Below are 21,121 nucleotides of genomic sequence, written 5' to 3'. Positions count from 1 at the left end.
GTGGTGCACTGCATCGGCATCCTGACCAGCATGTTCTCGGCCGTGTTCTTCTCGCGCGGCCTGGTGAACCTGTGGTACGGCCGCCAGAAAAAGCTCAAGAGCGTGTCGATCGGCCAGGTGTGGAAGCCCGGCGCCGACACTGCCGTGGCCAAGACGAACTAAAGGAGGAAGACCATGGAGTTCTTCCGAATCAGAAAAGACATTCCCTTCATGAAGCACGCGTTGATCTTCAACGCGATCTCCTTCATCACTTTTGCACTCGCCGTTTTCTTCCTGCTCACCCGTGGACTGCACCTGTCGGTGGAGTTCACGGGCGGCACAGTCATGGAAGTGGCCTACAGCCAACCGGCCGAGCTGGCCAAGGTCCGCGAGACGGTCTCCGGCCTGGGTTACCCCGACGTGCAGGTGCAGAACTTCGGCACGGCGCGCGACGTGATGATCCGCCTGCCCGTGCAAAAGGGCATCACATCCGCACAGCAAAGCGAACAGGTCTTGGGCGCCCTGAAGGCCGCTGACCCTGAGGTCACCTTGCGCCGCACCGAATTCGTGGGCCCGCAGGTGGGTGAGGAACTGGTGCATGGCGGCCTCATGGCGCTGGCCATGGTGGTGGTGGGCATCGTGATCTACCTGGCGTTACGCTTCGAGTGGAAGTTTGGCGTCGCGGCCATCATCGCCAACTTGCACGACGTGGTGATCATCCTGGGATTTTTCGCGTTCTTCCAGTGGGAGTTTTCGCTGGCGGTGCTGGCCGGTGTGCTGGCCGTGCTGGGCTATTCGGTCAACGAGTCGGTCGTGATCTTCGACCGGATCCGCGAGGCCTTCCGCAAGTACCGCAAGATGAATACGGCCGAGGTGATCGACCACGCGATCACCAGCACGATGAGCCGCACGATCATTACCCACGCATCCACCGAAGCGATGGTGCTGTCGATGCTCCTCTTTGGCGGCCCCAGCCTGCACTACTTTGCGATGGCGCTGACCATCGGTATCTTGTTCGGTATCTATTCTTCGGTGTTCGTGGCCGCGGCGATTGCCATGTGGCTCGGGGTGAAGCGAGAGGATCTGGTCAAAGCGGTGAAAAAGGAAGACGATCCGAACGACCCGCATGCCGGGGCAACTGTCTGACCCGCTAATATCTGCTTTCCATGCAATCCACGCCCTCTTCTGTTCCTCAGCGTCGCCTGGCCCGCCAGGCACGCCAGAAGTTCGTAGAGGGCCTCTGCTCTGGGCTGCCGGAGCTGGGCAAGACCGTCCAGGAATTCCTGGCGGGGCTGATGAACCAAACGGGCACGGCGCGCGAGATGCAATCGCGCCGCGATGCCTGGTTGCAATACCAGCAGTTGCACGCCACCTGGATCACTCGCACGGCCAAGGCATGGCAGGAAGCGCTGGCGCCCCACATCAGCACCACCCGTGGCCAGATCGCCGCTAGTGCAGGGGGCAGCCAGTTCGAACTGCTCAGCGACGATGTGGTGGAGAACAAGATACTGGCCTCGCGCATTGCGCTGACGGTTGGTGAGCAAGTCGGCCCTCAGTTCGATACCCTGCGCCAACGCACCCAATCGCTGGAAGGCCAGGAGCTCGACAGCAACGACATCCTGCGGCCCGACACCGTGTGCCTGATACTGGTGGAGCAGTGGGTCGAGTCCGGCCTGTCCCGCACCGACCTGCACACCGTGGTGGACCCCTTGCAGCGTGAACTGGCCAATCTGGTGCAGAAGCACTACCAGGCGGTCAACGTGTTTTATGTGGAGCAGGGCATTACCCCACAGGCGGACTTGAAATCCCGTGTGCGGCGTACCTCGGGCGGCACGGTGACAGGCAGTGGTGGCGGCGACTCCGGCTCCGCTGGCCTGGCCTCGCGGGCGCTGGCCCAAACCCGCGAAGCCATGGCGGCAGCGCGAAGCGCCCACCAGCCCCCCGCATTTCCACCCCAAATGCCACGCACGCCGCAATCGCCTGCGGGTTACCCACGGCACGGTATGCCCACGGCATATGCCACCGGCATGACCCCGCTGGCGCGCGCCCGCCAGCGCGCGCAGGGGGTGATGGGGCAACTGCGCCGCCTGCTCACCCAGCCTGCCACCGGGTTTGACATGGTGAATGCGCCGCCCGCGTCTGCAGCGCTGGCCCACGCACTCACGGCCCACAGGGTGCATGCCGACACCTATTACAGCGGCGTTGCCACCTTGATGGAGGACTACAGCCCGGCTGCTGTCGTGCAACTGGCTGGCGCCGTGCGCGAGCGCTCTACGGAGCTCAAGAAAAAGGCCACCACCACCGGCGAGAAGGCCATCATTGAAGTGGTGGCCTTGATGTTTCAGAGCATCTTGGCCGAAGACCGCATTCCACCCGCTGTGCGGGTGTGGTTTGCACGGTTGCAGGTGCCCGTGTTGCGTGTGGCGCTCGCTGAGCCGGAGTTTTTCAGCAACCTGGACCACCCTGCCCGAAAATTGATCGACCGCATGGGTGCCTGCGTGTTGGGCTTTGACTCCACCAGCATCAACGGCAGTGCCCTGGAAACCGAGATTCGCCGTGTGGTGCAGGTGATCGAGCAATACCCCGAAACGGGTCGGCGCGTATTCCAGCTTGTCTACGACGAGTTCGAGAAGTTCCTGTCCAAGTTCCTTACCGAAAAGCAGGCCACCTCACGCCTCGTCAGCGTGGCCCAGCAGGTGGAGCAAAGAGAGACCCTGGCCATTCAGTACACCATCGAGCTGCGCACCATGCTGCGCGACATGCCGGTGCGCGATGAAATCCGGGAGTTTCTGTTCAAGACCTGGGCCGAGGTGCTGGCGCTGTCGGCGGTGCGCGACGGCCCACAGCACGCAGATACCATCGCCTTCAAGCGCACGGCGGCCGACTTGGTCTGGGCCGCTAGCGCCAAGCCCAACCGCAGTGACCGTGCTCTGGTCATTCAGAACTTGCCGGGCCTGTTGCAACGTCTGCGCCAGGGCCTGGCACTCCTCGGTGTCAACGACGCGGCGCAGGACGCGCAGATCAAGGTCCTCACCGACACGCTGGCCGACGCCTTTCTGTCCAAGACCGCGTCGATCCCGCAGGCGCACATCGACGCCATGGCCAAACGCCTGGCCAACCTTGAAGACTTCATCAGCGACGCCACGCTGGGCGACATGCCGCTGAATGCCGACAACATCGAGATGATGCTGGGCATCGATGCGTCGTCTATCCATGTGGTGGCCGACAATGGCGCGCCCGTTGAAGATGCTATGGTGGCCTGGGCACAGGAACTGCAGCCGGGCACCTGGTACACACTGGACCACAACGGCGCCTCGGCCCAGGTGCAGTACGCGTGGCAGAGCCAACGCAAGCAGTTGCACCTGTTTGCGGCGGTGGATGGAAGCAGCTACCTCATTCAACTGCGCCGACTGGCTGCGTACCTGCAGGCCGGGCTGCTGGTGGCCCAGGACGAAGAAGGCCTGACCTTGCGCGCCACCCGCGACGCCCTGGCTAAGCTGGACGCCAATCCCGAGCGGCTGCTGGACTGATAGCCCAGGCTCTCAGGGTGTGCAGGCGGGGCAACAACACCGCTTGCCTTGAAGAACACAGATGCTCAGCCGCGCCCCAGGCGCTGAAACAGCCCGCCGGGCAAGCGCGCCACGCAGCCCGCCAACTCCAACTCCAGCAATGCGACCTGCAGCGAGGCCGTGTCCATGCCGGTGCGTGCCATCAAGGCATCCAGGCCCAGCGGATCGAATCCCAGGGCCGCCAGCAAAGGGCTGTCGACTGGGCTATCGTCCCCCGCGCCCTCTTCTGCAGCAGGGCTATCTCCGTTGGACACATCGGGCAGGCCGGAGGGCATGGCCGCAGCAGGCATGCGCAACTCTTCCAGAATGTCCTGGGCCGATTCGACCAGCTTGGCCCCCTGTCGGATCAGTGCATGGCATCCGCGCGACTGAGGGGCATGGATGGAACCCGGAATCGCAAAAACCTCCCGGCCCTGCTCGACCGCCATTCTGGCCGTGATCAACGAGCCCGACGCCAGCGCCGCCTCAACAACCAGGGTGCCCTGGGACAGCCCGGAGATGATGCGGTTTCGCTTGGGGAAATTGGCCGCCAACGGCGGCGTGCCCAGTGGGTATTCGCTGACCAACAATCCATGGGCGGCAATGCGCCGCGCCAGGTCCAGGTTCTTGCGGGGGTACACCCGGTCCAGGCCAGTGCCCACCACGGCGATGGTGGCCGCCACTGATGAACCGGGCACCGCTGCATCCAGCGCACCTTCGTGCGCGGCGGCATCCACGCCGAGCGCCAATCCCGAGACAATCGTCAGCCCCGCACCCTGCAGCGCCCGTGAGAACAGGCGGGCATTTTCAGCGCCCTGGGCGGTGGGGTTGCGGCTGCCCACCACGGCCAGGCAGCGGTCGCGGGGGAAAGGTTGGTGAGCAAGCAGGTGTGCGAGCCCGATGGCGTAGAGCAGTAGCGGGGGATCTTCCGTGTCCAGCAAGGCCTGGGGGTAGCGGCTGTCTCCCAGTGTGATGATGGCGCGCGCAGGCCCCTCGGGGTCTGCGCCGGACAGCCATTGGGAGGTGGTCTCCCACAGGGCGGCCCAAGTGGAGGGCGGCTCGCACAAGGCCCGTGCCTGGATTGCCGTCACGCACTGCTGCAAAGCCGCCTCGGACTGCTGAAAGATGGCTTGCGGGAGCCCAAAGCAGGACAACAGCCGCCGCGCGGCGGCATTGCCAACGCCGGGGGACAGCGTCAAGCGCAGCCAAGCACCCAGCTCTTCGTGGTCCATGGGTTTCAGGCGAACGGGAAAGAGACTGGCGCAGCCTTCACATCAAGAAGCCCGCGCCGTAGTCCCTTGCTCGCGACCTTACTTGGGATTGACCAGGCGGTCGCCTACACGCACGCCGTCGCGGACTTCAAGCAGCAGAGCGTAGGACACCCGGTCGAAAGTGCGGAACACCATGGCCACGCCATTGGCTTCGCTGGGCAGTTTGACCATGGCCTTGGCCTGATCGGTGGAGTCCTTGATGCGCTGGCCTTTGGTCATCAGGTTGAGAACATGCCCAGGCTCGATGCCATCCTGCGAACCCCGGTTGATGGCCACCACCTGGTTCTGGGCGGCATAGGCCACAGCAACGCTGCCGTAGATGGACACCACGCGGGCATCCACCTCGATATCTGGCGCATGCGGGGTGTAGCTCATCAGGACACGGGCTGGCGCGGGCAGGAGACGGTCCCCTGCCTGGACTTCTTCTTTGGTGGCCGACAGGTCCACCGTCGCGGGCACGTACTCCGAGGTGTAGCCGCCCTTGCCATTCGGGCTTTCCTCGACCGACTCACCGCGCACCAACTCGGCCTTGCCCAGGTACTGGGCTTCGTAGCCCAGCACTTCGCCAGTCAATGGGTCCTTGAGCGCCACCGCGTTGCGGAAGACGCGGTAGAAGCGTGGTTCGCCCGCTTCGGCCAGCATGGGCGATGCAGCATCGCCGCGCACATAGGCGCGGTCGCCCGCCCCCATCAGCACGCGTTCGTCGGTCGTGGCGATCACGCGCGGTGCGCGAAGCAGCACTTGCTCATCCACCACCAGTGGTTCGACCAGGAAAGGCTCGATCAAATGGGGCTTGAGGGTGGGCAGCGCGGAATCGGCCAGGCTGTCGCTGCGGGTGCGCGGTGAAATCCGGACGGTTTCCGGCTCTCCGGCGCCACCGGGGCGGCTGGTGCGCAGGCGGGCATAGGCGCCATCCTTTTCGAGGTACAGCGTCTGGCCGGGGAAGATCAGGTGGGGGTTCGGGATCGCCTTGAGGTTCATGCCCCACAGCTCAGGCCAGCGCCAGGGGCGCTTGAGGTACATGCCCGAGATGCCCCAGAGCGTGTCGCCACGCTTGACGATGTAGGTGTCGGGTGCATTGGCTGCCAGCTCTTCGAGGGGCACGCCGCGCTCGGACACCTGCTGGGCCGTGGCGCGCTGACTGCTGGAGATGGGGTAGTTCTGCGCCTGAGCCGGCATGACCAGCAGAGCGCCAGCGATGATGGTGAGCGCACCCAGGGCGGTTTGCCGCACGCTGGTGAATGCCGTCATGTTGTTCCTTTTCTCATGCATTGTGAACGCCCCCTCACTGGCAACCCGGCGCCTGCCGCATGCAGGCGCTTGGGGCAAATACGTTACGAACCTTCTTAGATTCTCTGCTCAAGCCCTTGATTCGGCAACGATTATTGGCCTTCAACCCTGCAGCGGAGCGCAAAAGTGGCGAAAATAGCGACATCTATTCCCTGTAGCCATGGCAATCCTTCCCATTCTCTGTTACCCGGACCCCCGGCTCCACAAGGTCGCCCGCCCCATTGCGGTGGTGGACGACCGCATTCGCGCGCTGGTGGCCGACATGTTGGCCACCATGTACGACGCCCATGGCATCGGCCTGGCCGCCACCCAGGTGGACGTGCATGAGCGGCTGGTGGTCATCGACGTGTCCGAAGAGCGCGACCAGCCCCTGGTGCTGATCAATCCCGAACTCGTCTGGACCAGCGCGGAAAAACATGTGAACGACGAAGGCTGCCTGTCTGTCCCCGGCATCTACGACGGCGTGGAGCGCTTTGACGCCGTGCATGTGCGGGCGCTCGACGCCCAGGGCGAATCCCGTGTCATCGAGGCGGACGGTTTGCTGGCCGTCTGCATTCAGCACGAGATGGACCACCTGATGGGCAAGGTGTTCGTGGAATACCTCTCGCCGCTCAAGCGCAACCGCATCAAGACCAAGATGGTCAAGCAGCAGCGGGAGGCCCGCGAGTGATGAGGTCGTCAGCGCTCCGCACCTTGCGGGGTGGCGGAGTGCTGGCGCGTGTGGCGCTGTGGGCCTTGGTGGTGCAACTCGTCGGCTGTGCGTTGCCAGCCCAAGAGCAACCCGGCGCGTCGCGCGCCGAGGTTCTGGCCCGCCTGGGGTCGCCCAGCGCGACCTTTGCGCTGGCAGCGGGCGAGCGCCTGTTGTATTCCGAACTCCCCGCAGGCTTTGAAGCCTATGCCCTCGATTTCGACACCAGCGGCAGGCTGGTGCGCAACGAACAGGTGCTGACCCAGACGCGCTTCGAGCGTATCCCGCAGGGCGTGTGGACCTCTGCCGACGTGCAGCGCGGCTTTGGCGCGCCCTTGCGCGTGGAGCGCGTGGCACGGTTTGAGGGCGATATCTGGACCTACCGCTTCCGACAGAACTCCGACCTGCGCCTGGCCCATGTCCATCTGGACCGCCAGGGCGTGGTGCGGCAGGTGCTGTTCACGGACGAGCTTCCCAACCTCGACAGCGCGCGCGACTGAGCTGAACTGAACTAACGCGCGCGTCAACGACATCCCTTTGTAGCCATGAGAGTCATTTTTGCCGGCACGCCCGAATTCGCCCGTACAGCATTGGAGCGACTGCTGGCCGCAGGCTTCACCGTTCCCCTGGTGCTCACCCAGCCCGACCGCCCGGCTGGCCGAGGCATGAAGCTGCAGGCATCGTCCGTCAAGCAATGTGCACAAGAGCACGGTATCCCCGTGGCCCAGCCGCGCAGCCTGCGCCTGGACGGCAAGTACCCCGAAGACGCAGCCGCCGCTCGCGACGCCCTGTTGGCCGCCAATGCGAGCGTGATGGTCGTGGCCGCCTACGGCCTTATCCTGCCGCAGTGGGTGCTGGACCTGCCGCCACGGGGTTGTCTGAACATCCACGCCAGCCTGCTGCCGCGCTGGCGCGGTGCGGCCCCCATCCACCGCGCCATCGAAGCTGGAGATACCGAAACCGGCGTCACCATCATGCAGATGGACGCGGGGCTGGACACGGGAGGCATGCTGCTCACCGAGCGCCTGGCCATCCGGTCCGACGACACCACGGCGGCGCTGCACGACCGACTGGCCATCCTGGGCGGCCGCATGATCGTGGAGGCCCTCGAAATGGCGGCCTGTGGTGGCCTGCAGGCCGTGCCGCAACCGCTGGACGGCATCACCTACGCCCACAAGATCGAGAAGGCCGAAAGCGCCATTGATTGGTCGCTGCCCGCCGCCGTGATCGGCCAGCGCATCCGGGCGTTCGACCCATTCCCCGGCGCCAGCACCGAGTGCGGCGGCGAGATTGTCAAAATTTGGAGCTATGAAATTGATAGCTGTTCGCGCTTTTCCGATAAGCGCTACGGCCTGATTTTGTCTGCAGACGGCACCGGCGTGGTGGTGGCTTGCGGAGAGGGTACGGCCCTGCGCCTGACCACATTGCAACGCGCGGGCGGCAAGCGCCTGCCTGCTGCCGACTTTTTGCGCGGCTTCGATCTGCAGCCCGGCATGGTGCTGGGCTCCCGCCCTGCATGAGCCACCAAGTCGCCGTCATTCGCCGCACACTGCGCCACCCGTCCTTTCGCATGGCCGCCGTGGACATGGCGGGCACTTCGCTGGGCATTGCCGCCTGGGGCTTGGTCACCGGAGTGGCCATGGTCAAGAGCGGCATGTCGGTGGGCATGGCCGTGTTCATGTCGCTGCTGGTCTATGCGGGCAGCGCGCAACTGGCGGTCATCCCGCTGCTGTCGGTGGGGGCGCCGCTGTGGGTCATTTGGCTGACGGCCAGCTGCGTCAACCTGCGCTTCGTGATCTTCAGCAGCATGTGGCGCTGCTACTTTGCCCATTTGCCGCTGCGTCAGCGGCTGGCGGTGGGGTATTTCAGTGGCGACGTGATCTACGTGGCTTTCATGAAGCGCTTTCCAGACCCCCGCCCGCAGCCCGAGCAGGTGCCCTATTTCTGGGGGGCCGCCACCAGCAACTGGCTGGCCTGGCAGGTGCCGTCCATCGCGGGCATCCTGCTGGCCAACGCCGTGCCGCTGTCCTGGGGCCTGGGGTTTGCCGGGGTGCTGGCCCTGTTGGGCGTGCTTTTGTCGCTGTTGTTCGACCGGGCCACCTGGCTGGCCACGGGGGTTGCGGCCACGGCTGCGATTGCCGCCTTTGCGCTGCCGCTCAAGCTCAACATCCTGGTGGCCTTGGCCGCCGCCGTGGCCGCCGGGCTGCTGATGGAAGCGGTGGACCGTCGCCGCCACAAGCCTGAGCTGATGCTGGTGCCCGCCAACAGCATCCTCCCGCCCGACGAGCGCGAGCATGTCGAGGCGGGCGATGTGGTGCCGCTGCGCGAGGAGCGCCATCCATGAGCTGGTCCTGGGTCGAGCCCTTCCTGGCCATCGTGGGCCTGGCGGTCATCACCGTGGTGTCGCGCACCTTCTTCATGATCCCCGAACGTGAGCTGCCGCTGCCCGATTGGCTCAAGCGCGGCCTCAAATACGCCCCCCTGGCTGCGTTGACGGCCGTGATCGCGCCCGAAATTTTCATGGCGCAGGGCGAACTCATCGACACCTTCAAGGACGCCCGCCTGCCCGCCGTGCTGTGCGCCAGCGCTTACTACTTCTGGCGGCGGGGCATCTTGGGCACGATCGTGGTCGGCATGGCCGTGTATCTGCCGCTGCACATCGGCTGGGGCTGGTAAAGAGAGGCTCTCTCTGAGTCGTGTGCGCCGGTGCCCCCGCCAAAGGTGGAGGCCCTTCAGCCCCCTGGGGGGACGCAACCGGTGGCCTGGCAACGCCAGTTCCGCAGGTGCACTGGCACAGACAGGAGGGCGCCCTCTACGGCGGTTACTAAAATGGCCGCCGCGAAAGCCCTCCTTCCCCTTTACACCTCTGCTATGAACATCCTCCGCTTTTCCGATCTGTGTGCCCAGGGCAAGGCCCAAGGCCAACGCGTCTTCATCCGCGCCGACATGAACGTCCCGCAGGACGACGCAGGCCGCATCACCGAAGACACCCGCATCCGCGCCTCGATCCCCTGCATCCGCATGGCGCTGGACGCAGGCGCTGCCGTGATGGTGACCAGCCACCTGGGCCGCCCGACCGAAGGCGAATTCAAACCCGAGGACTCGCTGGCCCCCGTGGCCGCGCGCCTGTCCGAGCTGCTGGGCCGCGATGTGCCGCTGGTGGCCAACTGGGTGGACGGCGTGACCGTGGCCCCCGGCCAGGTTGTGCTGCTGGAAAACTGTCGCCTGAACGTGGGCGAAAAGAAGAACAAGGAAGAGCTGGCGCGCAAGATGGCTGCACTGTGCGACATCTTCGTGAACGATGCCTTCGGCACCGCCCACCGCGCCGAGGGCACGACCTACGGCATCGCCCAGTTTGCCCCCGTGGCCTGCGCCGGCCCGCTGCTGTCGGCAGAGATCGACGCCCTGACCAAGGCCCTGGCCCAACCCCAGCGCCCCCTGGCCGCCATCGTGGCGGGCTCCAAGGTGTCCACCAAGCTCACCATCCTGCAAAGCCTGGCCGACAAGGTGGACCAGCTCATCGTAGGCGGCGGCATTGCCAACACCTTCATGCTGGCAGCGGGCCTGCCCATCGGCAAGAGCCTGGCCGAGCCCGACCTGCTGGACGCCGCCAAATCCGTGATGGCCGCGATGAAAGCGCGGGGCGCCGAGGTGCCGATCCCCACCGACGTGGTCGTGGCCAAGACCTTTGCCGCTGATGCACCCGCCACCGTGAAGGCCGCCACCGACGTGGCGAGCGACGACCTGATCCTGGACATCGGCCCCGAGACAGCGGCGCGCCTGGCCGCCCAGCTCAAGTCGGCAGGCACCATCGTCTGGAACGGCCCCGTGGGCGTGTTCGAATTTGCAGCGTTCGAGAACGGTACGCGTGCCATCGCCACAGCGATCGCCGAGTCGCCCGCCTTCAGCATCGCAGGCGGCGGCGACACCCTGGCGGCCATCGCCAAATACGGCATCGAGAAACAGGTGGGTTACATCTCGACCGGCGGCGGTGCCTTCCTGGAGGTGCTGGAAGGCAAAAAGCTGCCCGCTTTCGACATCCTGGAGCAGCGTGCAGCCGCTTCGGTGTAAGCAAATGCAAGGCAAATAGGCACCGAAGGGCTTGCGAGCCTTGCACCAGCATACAACTGTGACCAAAAACAACGAACTGTGTACGCTGGGGCGTAGTTAGCGTAATTTTTTCTTGTTTTTGTTGAGGAACCCGCCCAGAATTATTTTTCAATCGTGCGGGCTGCATCTTTCCAGATCCTCGCAAATCTAGTCCGTAGGAGGGAATCATGTCGTTTTCAAAGGCAATCAGCTTGGCCGTACTGGCTGGCGCTGTAGCAACCTTGGTGGGGTGCGCACAGAAAGCGCCCATTCCCGTTGCGGAAAATTTTGAATACACCTCGCAACCCAAGGTCCGCTCCGCAGGCCACTGGGATCTCGTGTCGCGCGATGTGGTCAGCCAGACGCTGGGCACGTTGGACAAGGCCGGCGTGGCCCCCAACACCCCACTGCACGTGACTCTGCCCGCCAACGCCACGCAGTTTGAAACCGGGTTCCGCGAGTTCCTGATCACCAAGCTGGTCCAAAACGGCGCTGTGGTGCTGCAAAGCCCAGGCCAGGCGCTCGAAGTCTCCTACGGCATCCAGGTGGTGCGCCACAACAGCGACCGCCCCCATTTCATTCCTGGCGCATTCACCATGCTGGCTGCGGGCCTGTTTGCCGCACACGGCCTGCGCCATGAGCACATCGACCTCCAATTGGCTGCTGGCCTAGGTTTGGCAGCGGTCGCTGACTATGCCAACAGCATCAACTCTGGCGGTCCCACCAACACCGAGCTGATCCTGACCACCACCGTCACGCGTGGCGGCCAGTACCTGGCCCGCAAGACCGACGTGTACTACCTGGAAAACGCTGACACCCCGTTGTTCACGCGCCCCTCGTACAAGAACGTCAACATGAAGGTTGTCTCGCAATGAAAACCCCTGCACTTCTTTTGACGGCGCTGGCCGCAGTGGTTCTGGCTGGTTGCGCCAACAACGCCGCTCCGGTGCGCGTCGAGCCCACCTACCAGGAAGCCGCCAGCAGCCCGTTCATCCAGACAAGCCGCGACGCAGTGGCCAAGCTGACCACCGGCTTTGACATGAATGCGCTGGGCGCAGGCCCCGTGCTCGTGGCCACCGTGGTCAACGTCAACGACCTGAGCCGCGCTGCGCCCCTGGGCCGCACGCTGTCCGAGCAGTACGCCACGGCCATGGCGGGCAGCGGTTTCAACGTGAAGGAAATCAAGCTGCGCGGTGACGTGTTCGTGCGCGAAGGCGCGGGCGAGCTGCTGCTGTCGCGCGAGATCAAGGACATTGCCCGCAATCACAACGCCTCGATGGTGCTGGTGGGCACTTATTCGGCCGCCGCCAGCTTCACCTACGTGAGCCTGAAGCTGGTGCGCACCGAAGACAGCCGCATCGTGCGCGGCCATGACTACGCACTGCCCAACGACCGCGATGTGCAGCGCCTGCTGGCCGTTCCACGCTGACGATCACACGCTTCGTGCGTGAGCGCAACCAGGGGCCGTTTGACGGCCCCTTTTTTTTGGCGGCAAGATGGCCTGGGCCACCCCACTAAAATCACGCCCCATGAACTTCACCGACATGCTGCGCGGCGCCACGGCGCAGAACAACTCTTTGCTGTGTGTGGGCCTAGATCCGGAACCCGCGCGCTTGCCTGCAGGGATGCAGGGCGACCCACGCAAGATCTACGACTTCTGCGCCGCCATCGTGGATGCCACGGCCGACCTGGTCTGCGCGTTCAAGCCCCAGATCGCCTACTTTGCCGCCCATGGTGCCGAAGACCAGTTGGAGCGCCTGATGCAGCACATGCGCGCCAACGCGCCGCAGGTGCCGGTGATTCTGGATGCCAAGCGCGGCGACATTGGCTCCACCGCCGAGCAGTACGCCAAAGAAGCGTTTGAGCGCTACGGCGCCGACGCCGTCACGCTGTCGCCTTTCATGGGTTTTGACTCCATCGAACCCTATCTGGCCTACCACGGCAAGGGTGCCTTCCTGCTGTGCCGCACTTCCAACCCCGGCGGCGACGATCTGCAGACCCAGCGCCTGGCCAGTGTTGAAGGCGAGCCGCTGATGTACGAACATGTGGCGCGCCTGGCGCAAGGCCCGTGGAACAAAAACGGCCAGCTCGGCCTGGTGGTCGGCGCCACCTACCCGCAGGAAATCGAGCGCGTGCGCGCCATCGCCCCCACGCTGCCCCTGCTGATCCCCGGCGTGGGCGCTCAGGGCGGCGACGCCACAGCCACCGTGCGTGCAGGGCTGCGCAACGATGGCCCCATCATCGTGAACTCCTCGCGCGCCATCCTCTACGCCTCCAAGGGTGCCGACTTCGCCGCAGCGGCACGCACGGCGGCCCAGCACACCCGCGCGGTGCTCGAGGCCTCGCGCAGCCGCTAAATCTGCAGTGGAGGGCCGCCAAAATCCCGCCCCTTCGCATCTCCCGCCACCCCACGCCATCACATCAAGCTGCGGGAGATGTGACTAACACCAAATAAATTCCGCGCCAGGGTTTTCGCCATCAGGCGGCGACCCCGCCCATCCCCACGTACTTCTGCAAGGAATCCCTCCATGCCCACCGCCCATCCCTTGCGCCGTATTGCCCTGCTATGCGGCCTGGCCTTGCTCGCCGCTCCCGCCATGGCGCAGCAGGACGCCTACCCCAGCAAACCCATCACCATCGTCGTGGGCTACCCGCCGGGCGGCAGCACCGACCTGATGGGCCGCATGGTGGGGGCCGAACTGTCCAACCGCCTGGGCCAACCGGTGGTCATTGAAAACCTGGGCGGAGCGGGTGGCACGATCGGTGCGCAGAAGGTGGCCAGTGCCGCGCCCGACGGCTACACCCTGCTGGTGGGCGCCAACAACGAGATCGCCATCGCCAAGCTGGTGACCAAGAAGGTCAAGTACGACATGGGCCAGTTCACACCCATCGGCGTGATCGGCTCCCAGCCCATGGTGCTGGTGGCTTCTTCGCAAACCGGCGTGAAGAATGCGACCGAATTTGTGCAACTGGTCTCCAAAAACCCCGGCAAATTCAGCTACGGCAGCTCGGGCGTGGGCACGGCCCTGCACTTGGCCGGTGAGATGGTGAAGGAGCAGGGCAAGCTGTTCATGACGCACATTCCCTACCGCGGTGTGGCCCCGCTCGCCAACGATCTTGTGGGCAACAACCTGGAGTTCGGGGTGTTTGTGCTCTCCAGCGGCCTGCCACACATCAAGGCCGGCAAACTCGTCGCCCTGGGCACCACCGAGGCCAAGCGCTCGGCCGTGACCCCCGACATCCCGGCCCTGTCGGAGCTGCCGCAGTTCAAGAACGTGGACATCAGCTCCTGGTTTGCGTTGCTGGGCCCGGCCAACCTGCCCAAGCCGGTGGCCGACAAGCTCAAGAAGGCGCTGGGCGACACCCTGCAATCGCCCGAGTTCCGCAAGAAGCTGGAGGCCACAGGCACCACCGTGGCCTCACCCACACTGAATACGCCCCAATTCATCAACGGCGAAATCGCCAAGTACGCCAAGATCGTTCAATTCGCCAAGATCGAAGAATGAGCAGCACAGCCACACCCGCTCCTTTGCGCTTTGAGTTGCCAGCGCCGGACATCAGCGCCTGGCGCGCTGGCAACACCGGCACCGAGGGCGTGTGGCACTTCGACTCGGGCCAGCCTGGGCGTCACGTGATGATCAGCGCCCTGGTGCACGGCAACGAGCTGTGCGGCGCCTGGGCGCTCAAGGGCCTGCTGGAGGCTGGCGTGCGCCCTGCGCAGGGCACGCTCACGCTGGCGCTCTGCAACCTTGATGCGTTCGACCGCTTTGATGCCAGCAACCACGACGCCTCGCGCTTTACGGACGAAGACCTCAATCGCCAGTGGCTCGACGAGCACATCGACGCCGCCGACACAGCCGAGCGTCGCCGCGCCGCCGCGCTGCGCCCCTGGGTGGCGCAGGCCGACTGGCTGCTCGATATCCACTCCATGCACGAGCCCTCGGCGCCACTGCTGCTCACCGGCATCCAGCCGCGCAACCGGCAACTCGCGCGTGCCATGCGCTCGCCCGAGTACATCGTGGTGGACGCGGGCCACAAGGACGGCGTGCGCATGCGCGACTACGGCCGCTTTGGCCTCATGGACGAAGAGGGCGGCGACACCCGCTCGCTGCTCATCGAATGTGGCTTTCACGGCGACCCTGCCAGTCGCGCCGTGGCGCAGGATCAGTGCGCGCGCTTTATCGAGCAGTCCGGCGCCCTGAGCGCCGAGGCCCTCGCACAGCAGTTGCCCGGCTGGCGTCTGCCCGATGCGCCGCGCCAGTGGGCGCTGGAGGTGACCGGCCCCGTCGTCGCCACCAGCAGCGCCTTTCGCTTCGTGGCGCCTTTCACCGGGCTGGAGCGTTTCGAACAAGCCGGCACCGTGATCGGCGACAACGACGGCCTGCCCGTGACCACGCCCTACGACGACTGCGTGCTGGTCATGCCCTCCGTCCGTCAGGCGCGGGCCGGGGTGACGGTGGTGCGTTTTGCGCGGCGCCAGGTTTTGTAGAGCCCAAGGTAGGAGCCCCCATGCTCACAAGGGGCGCGGCGGCACCGGCAGTTGTTTACTAATTGCTATTAAATATATAGCTTTTAGCGCTTATCCATCAAGCGCTAGAGCCTGATTTCACTACAAATCAGGAGAAGCGGCCGCACTCACCCCGCCCCTCACTGCGCAGCACGCGCTGCGTCGATATGCGCCTTCACGCGCTGGGCTAGCGCCATGTCGCCGGGGGTTTCGGGGCTCCACTTGTCCACCGGGCGGGGCTGCTCTTGCGCGTCCACGGCGGTGTACACCGCCACGCAGTGCAGCACCTCCTGCGGCGGCTCGCCATGGATACCGCCGCTGCGTACCTCCACGGCCAGGTGGATAGCGGTGTCGGTGGTGGAGGCCAGGCGCGCATGCACCTCGACCAGGTCGCCGGGCCGGATGGGGCGCACAAAGTGGGCGCCGCCCACGAACTCCGTCACGCACGCCCCCTTGGCCCAGGCACTGGCGCAGGCAAACCCTGCCTCGTCCACCCAGCGCAGCACGGTGCCGCCAGACACGCGGCCCGCATGGGATTCGGCACCCAGGGGCGCCAGAAAGCGCAAAGTGATCGAGTGCATGCGGTGCTCCAAAGAATGGGGTGAAACGGACGGTTTTTCAGCCCGCGCGGACCAACGTCCATTGACCTGAGTCAAAGCCCTTGGGTCTGCTCAAAACTACATTAGTTCACATTTCCTACGGCTTGACGAGGCCTGATCCAGGTTCCAAGGCCGCCCCTGGCATGCGGGCGCCGACACATCCCCCCCCACCCCCCGAGGATTTCCTATTTTTGCTGCACACGCTGGTCGTGTGCCTACTGCCATGTCACTTCTGCACCGGTTGAACCTGCTCGAAAAGTTCCTCATCCTGGGGACCATCGGGCTCATGATGAGCGCCTTGCCCACCTACTTGTATGTGAGCGGCTCGCTGCGCGCTATTGGCCACGCCCGCCATGAGGCGCAGGGCGTGGCCCCCGCGCAGGCGCTGACCCGTTTGGTGCAACTGACGCAGGTGCACCGGGGCCTGTCGGTGGGCGCTTTGGGGGGCGACGAAGCCCTGGCCGCACGCCGCCCCGCTGCGCGCGATGCCGTCAACGCGGCGCTGGACGACGTCAGCGCCCGCTTTGCCGCCGCCAAGGTGCCCGCCGCCGAGATGGCCGCCTGGGCTGAAGCCCAGCAGACGTGGCGCACGCTGGAGCAGGCCGTGGCCGCGCGCAGCATCGAGCAGGCGCAGAGCACGACACAACACTCCCAGCTCATCGCGGGCCTGCTGCAGCTCAACGAGGCCCTGGTCCACACCTACGGCCTGCAGACGGACCCCAACGCCGACACCCATGCCCTGATCCAGGCCACGCTGATCCAGGCGCCGCTGCTGGGCGAAAAGCTGGGCATGCTGCGTGCGCAGGGGGCCAGTGCGCTGGGCAGGCAAGAGCTCACGCCCCAGGGCAAGGGCCAACTGATGGCGCTGCACCAGGGCGTGGCCGAGTTGCAGGCAGGCACCTTCCGGGAGCTGGGCCGCGCGCTGCAGGGCAATGCCCAACTGCAAAGCGCCCTGGGCAGCAACGCGCAGGCTGTGCAGGGCCAGATCCAGCAATCGCTGCAGATGGCCGAGCGCGACGTGATCAACGCCACCGGCCTGACCCTGGCCTCCAGGGATTACTTCGACGCGTTTACCCACACCATCGAGGCGCTCAACGCGCTCAACAACCTGTCGATGGCCAGCCTCGACCAAGCCCTGCAGGCCCGCGTGGCCGAACTCCAGCAGGGCCTGTTGTGGGTGGCGCTGGCCTTGATGGTCACGCTGTCGGCCACCAGCGCCACGGCGCTGGTGTTTGTGCGCTCCATCACGGGGCCGTTGTCGCAGGCCGTGGCACTGTCACGCGCCGTGGCGCAGGGCGACCTGAGCGGCGCCCCCATCGTCCACGGTACGAACGAGGTGGGCCAGTTGCTGCAGGCCTTGATGCAGATGCGCAGCCAGCTCACACAGGTGGTGCGCCAGGTGCGTAGCGGCTCCGAAAGCGTGGCCTCGGCCAGCGTGCAGATCGCACAAGGCAACACCGACCTCTCGGCCCGCACCGAAAGCCAGGCCAGCGCACTGGAGGAAACCGCCGCCTCGATGGAGCAGCTCAATGCCACCGTGCGGCAAAACGCCGACAGCGCCCAGCAGGCCAGCCAGTTGGCCGCCAGCGCCAGCACTGTGGCCATTCAGGGCGGCGAGGTGGTGGCGCAGGTGGTGGACACCATGCACGGCATCAACGCTTCGTCGCAGAAGATCTCCGACATCATTGGCGTGATCGACTCCATCGCGTTCCAGACCAACATCCTTGCGCTCAACGCCGCCGTGGAGGCTGCCCGCGCGGGCGAGCAAGGCCGTGGCTTTGCCGTGGTGGCCAGCGAGGTGCGCAACCTGGCCGGGCGCAGTGCCGAGGCCGCGCGCGAGATCAAGACGCTGATCAGCGCCAGCGTGGAGCGCGTGGAGCAGGGCAGCGCCCTGGTGGACCGCGCGGGCGCCACGATGAGCGAGGTGGTGGGCGCCATCCGCCGCGTGACCGACATCGTGGGCGAGATCAGCGCGGCCAGCCACGAACAATCGCTGGGCGTGGCCCAGGTGGGCGAGGCCGTGACGCAGATGGACCAGGTGACGCAGCAGAACGCCTCGCTGGTGGAAGAAATGGCCGCCGCAGCAGGCAGCCTGCAAACCCAGGCCGAAGACCTGGTGCACGTGGTGTCGGTGTTCCGCCTGGGGGGCGACGGCAATACAAGCAGCAGTGAAATGCTACGAATTCGATAGCTTTTTGCGCTTGTTATATAAGCGCTACAGCCCTATTTCTCTTAAATTCTTCAGGTCGTTGAGGGCGCCAGGCCCAACTCGGCCAGCTCGGCCTGGGTGAACACGCGCGAGCGGGTGTGGAAGGCCTTGCCCTCGGGCCCTTCGAGCGAGAAGGTGCCGCCCGTGCCCTCGATCACGTCGATGATGAGCTGCGTGTGTTTCCAGGTTTCGTACTGCGCGCGGCCGATGTAGAACGGGCATCCTCCTATATCGCCCAGGTACACATCGCCCGCACCCATGGTGATCTCGCCGGGCAGGTAGCAGTTGGCCGCGCTGTTGTCGCAGCAGCCGCCCGACTGGTGGAACATCAGGTCGGGGCCGTGTTTGGATTGCAGAAAGGCCACCAGTTCGAGCGCGGCGGGGGTGGCGATGACTTTGTCGACCATGGGTGTCTCCTCGTTTTGTCAAAAGCAAAAGGGGAGCGGTTGCCAGCCCCACCCCTTGCATCGGTTGCACTGATCTCGCGCCCACCACCCATTCACGCTGAGCCCGCCGAAGCGCAGCGCAAGGCTTCGACCCTTCGACACGCTCAGGACAGGCAAGCTCAGCCCGAACAGTGGCAGGGGCGTGACGACCGGCCTCAGGGTCGGGCTGGGGTATCTACAGAGCCGAACGGCGATGGCTCCCAACACCCACAGCGCCACACCACCCGTTCACGCTGAGCCCGCCTGTTCTGAGCGTGTCGAAGGGTCGAAGCGCCGCGCAGGGCTTCGACAGGCTCAGCCCGAACGGTTCGTGCCTATTCAAGCCAAGCGCGTCGGTCGAAATCAGAAGAAACCGAGCTTGTTTTCCGAGTACGAAACCAACAGGTTCTTGGTTTGTTGGTAGTGGTCCAGCATCATCTTGTGCGTCTCACGCCCAATGCCCGACTCCTTGTACCCACCAAACGCCGCGTGCGCCGGGTAGGCGTGGTAGCAGTTGGTCCACACACGCCCCGCCTTGATGGCGCGGCCCATGCGGTAGGCCACGTTGCCGTTGCGGCTCCACACGCCTGCGCCCAGGCCATACAGCGTGTCGTTGGCAATGGCCAGGGCTTCGGCTTCGTCCTTGAAGGTGGTCACGGCCAGCACGGGGCCGAAGATCTCTTCCTGGAAGATGCGCATCTTGTTGTGGCCCTTGAACAGCGTGGGCTGCACGTAGTAGCCGCCTTCCAGGTCGCCACCCAGGTGGGCCTGGCCGCCACCGGCCAGCACTTCGGCGCCTTCCTGCTTGCCCAGGTCCAGGTACGACAGGATCTTGGTGAGCTGCTCCTTGGATGCCTGCGCGCCCATCATGCTGTCGGTGTCCAGCGGGTTCTGGTGCTTGATGGCGGCCACGCGCTTCAAGACGCGCTCCATGAACTTGTCGTAGATCGATTCTTGAATGATGGCGCGGCTGGGGCAGGTGCAGACCTCGCCCTGGTTGAATGCGAACAGCACCAGGCCTTCGACGGCCTTGTCCAGAAACGCATCGTCCTTGTCCATGATGTCGGCAAAGAACACGTTGGGGCTCTTGCCGCCCAGCTCCAGCGTGGCGGGGATGAGGTTGTTGGCGGCGGCCTGCGCGATCACGCGGCCCGTGCTGGTGGAGCCGGTGAAGGCGATCTTGGCAATGCGCTTGCTCTGTGCCAGCGGCATGCCCGCCTCGCGGCCAAAGCCGTTGACGATGTTGAGCACGCCAGGCGGCAGCAGGTCGGCAATCAGCCCGGCCAGGATGAGGATGGAGATGGGGGTGGACTCTGCGGGCTTGAGCACCACGCAGTTGCCTGCGCCCAGGGCCGGGGCCAGCTTCCACGCGGCCATCAGGATGGGGAAGTTCCACGGAATGATCTGGCCCACCACGCCCAGCGGCTCCTGGATGTGGTACGCCACGGTGTTCTCGTCGATGTTGGAGAGCGCGCCTTCCTGCGCCCGCACGCAGCCCGCAAAGTAGCGGAAATGGTCCACCGTGAGCGGGATGTCGGCGTTCAGCGTTTCGCGGATGGCCTTGCCGTTGTCCACGGTTTCGGCATAGGCCAGCAGCTCCAGGTTCTGCTCGATGCGGTCGGCAATCTTGAGGAGGATGTTGCTGCGTGTGGCGGCATCGGTTTTGCCCCAGGCGTCGGCTGCGGCATGGGCGGCGTCCAGCGCCAGTTCGATGTCTTCTGCGGTGGAGCGGGCGGCCTGGGTGTAGACCTTGCCGTTAACCGGCGAGATCACATCAAAGTACTGGCCTTTGACCGGGGGCACGAATTGGCCGCCGATAAAGTTGTCATACCGGGCCTGGTAGGCGATCTTGGCGCCAGCGGCGCCGGGGGCTGCGTAAACGGTCATTGCGGTGTCTCCTGCGGTTGTTGTGTGCATCGGGCCGCCCCTGCGGGCCGCTCCGATGCCCATCCCTTACTCAAGACGCATGCCAGCCCACGGCATCCCGTGGTTGTGTTGATTTCATTGGGTTTTTTTGCAGCCCAGGCGCTGCGCCTGTTGCAGCGGACACCGCCGGGCTGTGCCAGGCCGCGACACCTGTCACGAAATGGAACAGTTGGCACCGGCCTTGCGTCCATGCCCTTGCCCCCCGTGTGGCAGCCCGCCATACTGGCCCCACACCACAAAAGCAGGGCCCCGTGACCCTGCACGGAGACAACGCGTGCGCCCTAACACCTCACCCGTCGCCCTGCGACAGGCCCGCCAGCACCTGCTGGACTCCGGCCAGTGCCCCAGCGGCCTGGTGGACGAGCGCCTGGCCCGCTCCTGGTCGCGCAGCATGGCGGCGGGCCTGCTGCCCACCGGGCGGCCCCAGGGCATCGACCACCCCAGCAGCGGCACCCTGCGCCATGTGCTGGCCAGCAACCCCGAGCTGCTTGCCCATTCGCGCCCGGTGATGGAATACCTGTTCGAGCAGGTGCGGCACAGCCAGAGCGTGGTGGTGCTGGCCGACCGGCGCGGCATGCTCATGCACACGC

General features: G+C 65.3%; 19 protein-coding genes and 1 pseudogene. 15 read left to right on the top strand and 5 right to left on the bottom strand.

Features of this window, described 5'->3' with window-relative positions; translation table 11 throughout:
* Positions 1-174: 174 nt before the first annotated feature.
* Both secF and Q0105_RS05730 read left to right on the top strand, forming a co-directional pair.
* Positions 175-1,125, top strand: a complete 951-nt coding sequence (secF, locus tag Q0105_RS05735) for a protein translocase subunit SecF (protein ID WP_298209667.1) — start codon at positions 175-177, stop codon at positions 1,123-1,125.
* A gap of 20 nt (positions 1,126-1,145) precedes the next feature.
* Complete coding sequence (locus Q0105_RS05730; protein ID WP_298209664.1) at positions 1,146-3,509, top strand: DUF1631 domain-containing protein; 2,364 nt, start codon at positions 1,146-1,148, stop codon at positions 3,507-3,509.
* Positions 3,510-3,574: 65 nt separating this feature from the next.
* On the opposite strand, the gene dprA is transcribed toward Q0105_RS05730, so the two are convergent.
* Positions 3,575-4,759 carry a DNA-processing protein DprA gene (gene dprA, locus Q0105_RS05725; RefSeq protein ID WP_298209662.1) on the bottom strand — a complete coding sequence of 395 codons (1,185 nt, stop codon included), beginning with the start codon at positions 4,757-4,759 and terminating at the stop codon, positions 3,575-3,577.
* A gap of 78 nt (positions 4,760-4,837) precedes the next feature.
* Positions 4,838-6,049 (bottom strand): LysM domain-containing protein, encoded by a 1,212-nt coding sequence (locus Q0105_RS05720; protein ID WP_298209660.1) that lies wholly within the window; start codon positions 6,047-6,049, stop codon positions 4,838-4,840.
* Between the two features lie 199 nt (positions 6,050-6,248).
* On the opposite strand from Q0105_RS05720, the gene def reads away from it, so the two are divergent.
* The 11 genes from def (at position 6,249) to Q0105_RS05665 (ending at position 15,354) form a co-directional block, all read left to right on the top strand.
* Positions 6,249-6,758 (top strand): peptide deformylase, encoded by a 510-nt coding sequence (gene def / locus Q0105_RS05715; RefSeq protein ID WP_298209657.1) that lies wholly within the window; start codon positions 6,249-6,251, stop codon positions 6,756-6,758.
* A complete protein-coding gene (locus Q0105_RS05710; protein WP_298209655.1) occupies positions 6,758-7,276 on the top strand; it encodes a hypothetical protein in 519 nt (172 codons plus the stop codon). Before def ends, Q0105_RS05710 begins: the two co-directional genes overlap by 1 nt.
* 45 nt (positions 7,277-7,321) lie before the next feature.
* Positions 7,322-8,296 (top strand): methionyl-tRNA formyltransferase, encoded by a 975-nt coding sequence (fmt, locus tag Q0105_RS05705; RefSeq protein ID WP_298209652.1) that lies wholly within the window; start codon positions 7,322-7,324, stop codon positions 8,294-8,296.
* On the top strand, positions 8,293-9,120 hold the full coding sequence (locus tag Q0105_RS05700) for an AzlC family ABC transporter permease (RefSeq protein ID WP_298209650.1): 828 nt from the start codon (positions 8,293-8,295) through the stop codon (positions 9,118-9,120). Before fmt ends, Q0105_RS05700 begins: the two co-directional genes overlap by 4 nt.
* Positions 9,117-9,452: an AzlD domain-containing protein gene (locus tag Q0105_RS05695; RefSeq protein WP_298209648.1), complete on the top strand. Its 336-nt coding sequence runs from the start codon at positions 9,117-9,119 to the stop codon at positions 9,450-9,452. The genes Q0105_RS05700 and Q0105_RS05695 overlap by 4 nt, the downstream gene beginning before the upstream one ends.
* Positions 9,453-9,647: 195 nt before the next feature.
* Positions 9,648-10,847, top strand: a complete 1,200-nt coding sequence (locus Q0105_RS05690; protein ID WP_298209646.1) for a phosphoglycerate kinase — start codon at positions 9,648-9,650, stop codon at positions 10,845-10,847.
* A gap of 206 nt (positions 10,848-11,053) precedes the next feature.
* The gene (locus Q0105_RS05685; protein ID WP_298209644.1) at positions 11,054-11,740 is read left to right on the top strand and encodes a hypothetical protein; all 687 of its coding nucleotides are present in this window, start codon (positions 11,054-11,056) and stop codon (positions 11,738-11,740) included.
* Positions 11,737-12,294 (top strand): FlgO family outer membrane protein, encoded by a 558-nt coding sequence (locus tag Q0105_RS05680; protein ID WP_298209642.1) that lies wholly within the window; start codon positions 11,737-11,739, stop codon positions 12,292-12,294. The genes Q0105_RS05685 and Q0105_RS05680 overlap by 4 nt, the downstream gene beginning before the upstream one ends.
* 100 nt (positions 12,295-12,394) lie before the next feature.
* Positions 12,395-13,222: an orotidine-5'-phosphate decarboxylase gene (pyrF, locus tag Q0105_RS05675; RefSeq protein WP_298209640.1), complete on the top strand. Its 828-nt coding sequence runs from the start codon at positions 12,395-12,397 to the stop codon at positions 13,220-13,222.
* A 171-nt stretch (positions 13,223-13,393) separates the two neighbouring features.
* Positions 13,394-14,371 carry a tripartite tricarboxylate transporter substrate-binding protein gene (locus Q0105_RS05670; RefSeq protein WP_298209638.1) on the top strand — a complete coding sequence of 326 codons (978 nt, stop codon included), beginning with the start codon at positions 13,394-13,396 and terminating at the stop codon, positions 14,369-14,371.
* Entirely contained in the window at positions 14,368-15,354 is a 987-nt protein-coding gene (locus Q0105_RS05665; protein WP_298209636.1) for a succinylglutamate desuccinylase/aspartoacylase family protein, read from the top strand. The genes Q0105_RS05670 and Q0105_RS05665 overlap by 4 nt, the downstream gene beginning before the upstream one ends.
* Before the next feature lie 158 nt (positions 15,355-15,512).
* Here Q0105_RS05665 and Q0105_RS05660 read toward each other — a convergent pair whose 3' ends face one another.
* Complete coding sequence (locus tag Q0105_RS05660) at positions 15,513-15,953, bottom strand: hotdog domain-containing protein (RefSeq protein WP_298209634.1); 441 nt, start codon at positions 15,951-15,953, stop codon at positions 15,513-15,515.
* A gap of 241 nt (positions 15,954-16,194) precedes the next feature.
* On the opposite strand from Q0105_RS05660, the gene Q0105_RS05655 reads away from it, so the two are divergent.
* Positions 16,195-18,162: a methyl-accepting chemotaxis protein gene (locus tag Q0105_RS05655; protein WP_298209632.1), complete on the top strand. Its 1,968-nt coding sequence runs from the start codon at positions 16,195-16,197 to the stop codon at positions 18,160-18,162.
* A gap of 50 nt (positions 18,163-18,212) precedes the next feature.
* Here Q0105_RS05655 and Q0105_RS05650 read toward each other — a convergent pair whose 3' ends face one another.
* Together Q0105_RS05650 and Q0105_RS05645 are read right to left on the bottom strand one after the other, a co-directional pair.
* The gene (locus Q0105_RS05650; RefSeq protein WP_298209630.1) at positions 18,213-18,587 is read right to left on the bottom strand and encodes a DUF779 domain-containing protein; all 375 of its coding nucleotides are present in this window, start codon (positions 18,585-18,587) and stop codon (positions 18,213-18,215) included.
* Positions 18,588-18,968: 381 nt separating this feature from the next.
* Positions 18,969-20,492, bottom strand: coding sequence for an aldehyde dehydrogenase family protein (locus Q0105_RS05645; protein WP_298209628.1), 1,524 nt, complete (start codon positions 20,490-20,492; stop codon positions 18,969-18,971).
* Between the two features lie 313 nt (positions 20,493-20,805).
* Between Q0105_RS05645 and Q0105_RS05640 the strand changes: the two are divergent.
* Positions 20,806-21,121, top strand: a pseudogene (locus tag Q0105_RS05640) (sigma-54-dependent Fis family transcriptional regulator); the annotation flags it as partial.

The organism is Acidovorax sp. (genome assembly GCF_027492855.1).
GTDB lineage: Bacteria > Pseudomonadota > Gammaproteobacteria > Burkholderiales > Burkholderiaceae_C > Acidovorax.
Note: the sequence above shows the minus strand (reverse complement) of the source record. Positions and strands in the feature narration are given on the sequence as shown.

Bases quoted from the DNA above. Each gene is read 5' to 3' on its own strand.
- secF (WP_298209667.1), top strand. From the start codon at position 175: ATGGAGTTCTTCCGAATCAGAAAAGACATTCCCTTCATGAAGCACGCG.
- Q0105_RS05730 (WP_298209664.1), top strand. From the start codon at position 1,146: ATGCAATCCACGCCCTCTTCTGTTCCTCAGCGTCGCCTGGCCCGCCAG.
- dprA (WP_298209662.1), bottom strand. From the start codon at position 4,759: ATGGACCACGAAGAGCTGGGTGCTTGGCTGCGCTTGACGCTGTCCCCC.
- Q0105_RS05720 (WP_298209660.1), bottom strand. From the start codon at position 6,049: ATGACGGCATTCACCAGCGTGCGGCAAACCGCCCTGGGTGCGCTCACC.
- def (WP_298209657.1), top strand. From the start codon at position 6,249: ATGGCAATCCTTCCCATTCTCTGTTACCCGGACCCCCGGCTCCACAAG.
- Q0105_RS05710 (WP_298209655.1), top strand. From the start codon at position 6,758: ATGAGGTCGTCAGCGCTCCGCACCTTGCGGGGTGGCGGAGTGCTGGCG.
- fmt (WP_298209652.1), top strand. From the start codon at position 7,322: ATGAGAGTCATTTTTGCCGGCACGCCCGAATTCGCCCGTACAGCATTG.
- Q0105_RS05700 (WP_298209650.1), top strand. From the start codon at position 8,293: ATGAGCCACCAAGTCGCCGTCATTCGCCGCACACTGCGCCACCCGTCC.
- Q0105_RS05695 (WP_298209648.1), top strand. From the start codon at position 9,117: ATGAGCTGGTCCTGGGTCGAGCCCTTCCTGGCCATCGTGGGCCTGGCG.
- Q0105_RS05690 (WP_298209646.1), top strand. From the start codon at position 9,648: ATGAACATCCTCCGCTTTTCCGATCTGTGTGCCCAGGGCAAGGCCCAA.
- Q0105_RS05685 (WP_298209644.1), top strand. From the start codon at position 11,054: ATGTCGTTTTCAAAGGCAATCAGCTTGGCCGTACTGGCTGGCGCTGTA.
- Q0105_RS05680 (WP_298209642.1), top strand. From the start codon at position 11,737: ATGAAAACCCCTGCACTTCTTTTGACGGCGCTGGCCGCAGTGGTTCTG.
- pyrF (WP_298209640.1), top strand. From the start codon at position 12,395: ATGAACTTCACCGACATGCTGCGCGGCGCCACGGCGCAGAACAACTCT.
- Q0105_RS05670 (WP_298209638.1), top strand. From the start codon at position 13,394: ATGCCCACCGCCCATCCCTTGCGCCGTATTGCCCTGCTATGCGGCCTG.
- Q0105_RS05665 (WP_298209636.1), top strand. From the start codon at position 14,368: ATGAGCAGCACAGCCACACCCGCTCCTTTGCGCTTTGAGTTGCCAGCG.
- Q0105_RS05660 (WP_298209634.1), bottom strand. From the start codon at position 15,953: ATGCACTCGATCACTTTGCGCTTTCTGGCGCCCCTGGGTGCCGAATCC.
- Q0105_RS05655 (WP_298209632.1), top strand. From the start codon at position 16,195: ATGTCACTTCTGCACCGGTTGAACCTGCTCGAAAAGTTCCTCATCCTG.
- Q0105_RS05650 (WP_298209630.1), bottom strand. From the start codon at position 18,587: ATGGTCGACAAAGTCATCGCCACCCCCGCCGCGCTCGAACTGGTGGCC.
- Q0105_RS05645 (WP_298209628.1), bottom strand. From the start codon at position 20,492: ATGACCGTTTACGCAGCCCCCGGCGCCGCTGGCGCCAAGATCGCCTAC.